Source organism: Mycobacterium sp. (genome assembly GCF_052144515.1).
GTDB lineage: Bacteria > Actinomycetota > Actinomycetes > Mycobacteriales > Mycobacteriaceae > Mycobacterium.
On sequence record NZ_JBKQQD010000156.1, the window covers coordinates 1 to 3,040 of the forward strand.

The 3,040-nt window shown below is 63.9% G+C and carries 3 protein-coding genes; all 3 read left to right on the top strand.

The annotated features are described in order from the left end of the window. Window positions 1-356, top strand: a 356-nt coding sequence (locus ACLP9N_RS09870; RefSeq protein ID WP_442407233.1) for a sugar phosphate nucleotidyltransferase, incomplete at its 5' end; no start/stop codon positions are given. After that, window positions 353-1,285 (top strand): glycosyltransferase, encoded by a 933-nt coding sequence (locus ACLP9N_RS09875; protein ID WP_442407234.1) that lies wholly within the window; start codon window positions 353-355, stop codon window positions 1,283-1,285. The genes ACLP9N_RS09870 and ACLP9N_RS09875, both read left to right, overlap by 4 nt. Next, a partial coding sequence (locus ACLP9N_RS09880; protein ID WP_442407235.1) for a thiamine pyrophosphate-binding protein occupies window positions 1,282-3,040 on the top strand: 1,759 nt, incomplete at its 3' end. The genes ACLP9N_RS09875 and ACLP9N_RS09880, both read left to right, overlap by 4 nt.

Genomic DNA, 3,040 nt, shown 5'->3' on the forward strand with positions numbered 1-3,040 from the left:
TCAAGTTCCACCGTGAGCACGGCAAGATCGCCACCGTGACGGCCACCCAGCCGATGAGCCGGTTCGGTGTCATCGACCTCGAGCAGGACGGTGCGGTCGCCAAATTCCGGGAAAAGCCGAAGACCGACGACTGGATCAACATCGGCTACTTCGTTTTCGAGCCAGCAGTGTTCGGCTATCTAGAGGGCGACGAAACCGTGCTGGAGGAGGAGCCGCTGCTTCGGCTGGCTGAGGACCGCCAGATTGCTGCGTTCGCGCACCACGGGTTCTGGCAGCCGATGGATACGTTCCGCGAATCGCAGCTGCTGAACAACCTGTGGAACAGCGCCAACCCACCCTGGAAAGTGTGGGAATGAAGAAAAAGATCGCTGTGATCGCCCCCGCCTTTAATGAAAGCGAATGCGTCGAGGAACTGGCGCGCCAACTGGCGGCGGTGTTCGACTCCGAGCCCGCGTACGACTTCGAGGCAATCATCGTGGAAAACGGCTCGACCGATGACACGATGGACAAGCTGCTCAAGATCCACGAGGCGGACCCGCGGTTCAAAATCTTGCAGCTGGCCCGAAACTTCCGGATGGACGGCGGGCTGACGGCCGGATTGAACGTCGTCGACGCCGACGCCGTCGTGCTCATGACCGCCGACTTGCAGGACCCGCCCGAGTTCATCCCGGAAATGATCCGCGCGTGGGAGCAGGGCTACGAGAACGTCTACGGAGTGGTCACCGAGCGCGGTGGCACCGGGCCGATCCGCAGGATGAACTCCCAGCTGTTCTACTGGCTCGCGAGCAGACTCACCGATGATCGAATCGCCAGCAATGCCAGTGACTTTCGCTTGGTGGACCGGAAGGTGTACGAGGCCGTCCGCTCGATGGATGAGCGCAACAGGTTCGTACGTGGCCTGTTCTCCTGGGTAGGTTTCAAATCGATTGGGCTGCCGATGAAGCGGGCGCCCCGCTTCGCCGGGGAATCCAAGGCGTACAGCCTCAAGGTGCTCGACCTGGCTGGGAAGGGCATTCTGGCCCACTCCTACGTACCGCTGCGGCTTATCACTCTCACCGGATTTCTCTTGAGTGCCATCGCGGCCATCGCCGTGCTCGTGCTCGCCGTTGAGGCCGTCTTCTATGGGGTGCCCTTTCCGGGCTTCGGTTCGCTCATGTGCCTCATGCTGGTCGGATTCGGGGTCGTTACCCTGCTGCTCGGGGTCGTCGGCGAGTACCTCGCACTCATCTACGAGGAGGTCAAGCAGCGCCCCAACTTCGTCGTCACCCGAAAGGTCGGCGTGTGACGGCTCCCGTCAAGTACTCGGACCAGTTGGTCGACTGGCTGGTCGGTGCCGGTTATACGCACTGCTTCTTCGTCGCCGGCGGCAACATCATGCACCTGCTAAATTCGGTGCGCACCCGAATGGTGTACGTGCCGTTCGTGCACGAGGTGGGGGCGGCCATTGCGGTCGAATACTTCAATGCTTCGCGCGACGAAGGCGGCGGCCGCGCGTTCGCGCTAGTGACGGCTGGTCCGGGGATCACCAACGCGCTGACCGGTGTCGCCGGCGCTTGGCAGGAAAGTCGTGAACTTCTTGTCATTGGCGGACAAGTGAAGAGCAGCGATCTGAGCCAAGGAGCGGTCCGCCAGCGAGGCATCCAGGAGATCGACGGCGTTGAGCTGGTGCGCAGTGTTACCAAGCGGGCCATGCGAATCGAGCGGCCCGTCGCCCGTGACACCCTCCTCGATGCCGTTCTCGACGGCCGCACGCCCAGGCAGGGACCGGTATTTTTCGAATTCTGTCTGGACGCGCAGGCCGCTCCGCCGCTGCCCGGGCAAGATCCAATTCCACTACCGGAGGCGGCCGCTCTTCCGCAGGTTCGGATGCCCGACATCGAAAGAGTCGTTGCGTGGGTGCGCGAGTCGGAGCGACCGGTCATCTTGGTCGGTGGCGGGGTGAGCCGCGGAGCGATGCGTGCCCTGAGTGAGCGGACCGCGGCCGCTGGCATCCCGCTCATGACCACTTGGAACGGGGCCGACCGGGTTCCAAGCGAACACCCGTTGTACGCCGGGCGTCCGAATACGTGGGGCCAGCGCGCCGCCAACATCCTCGTCCAGCAGGCCGACCTGGTGGTCGCTGTCGGCACCCGGCTGGGGCTGCAACAGACCGGTTTCGCCTGGGAGGAGTTCGTGCCCGTTGGGCGGGTGGTTCAGGTCGACATCGACGACGCTGAGCTCCGGAAGGGACATCCGCGCGTCGACATGGCGCTGCGCGGGGATGCCGACGGGTTCCTGACCGCCCTTTATGCCTCCGACCTCGGCGATGCCGGGCGGTGGCAGTCGTGGCGGGAGTTCATCGCGTCGGTCCGGGCAGAGCTGCCACTGAATGACCCTCAGAACGTCACGGCCGCCGGGTACGTGCAGCCGTACGAGTTCGCGATGCGGCTGGCCGAGGTCGCCGAGCCGGATGCGGTCATAGTGCCTTGCAGCAGCGGCGGCTCCTTCACGGTCGCCATGCAGGCCTTGGAACTGCGGGCCGACCAACGACTCCTGTCGAACAAGTCGATTGGAAGCATGGGCTACGGGTTATCCGGGGCGATTGGAGCGGCTTTAGCCAACCCGGGCCGGCAGGTATTGCTGAGCGAGGGGGACGGCGGCTTCGCGCAAAACGTTCAGGAACTAGGCACTCTCGCGGCCACGGACGCCAATGTCAAGGTCTTCGTACTCAACAACAACGGTTACGCGTCAATCAGGATGACGCAGCGCAACTATTTCGGGGGCGCTTGGATCGGCTGCGACGCCCAGACCGGGTTGGGCTTGCCAAGCTGGGAGGTGCTGGCGCGGGCATACCGGATCCGATTCGCGCCGCTCGACTCCGAATCCGGTCTGGATGCTCCAGCCGTGCGCTCGCTGCTGGAAGCGGACGGTCCGGCGCTCATCGAGGTGCCCATCGACCCCGACCAGACCTATTATCCGAAGATCAGTTCAGCCGTGCAGCCCGATGGATCGATGAAGTCCAACCCTTTGCACCGGATGAGTCCCGACCTGCCTGCCGACG

Coding starts and splice junctions, on each gene's coding strand:
- ACLP9N_RS09875 (WP_442407234.1), top strand. CDS start 353: ATGAAGAAAAAGATCGCTGTGATCGCCCCCGCCTTTAATGAAAGCGAA.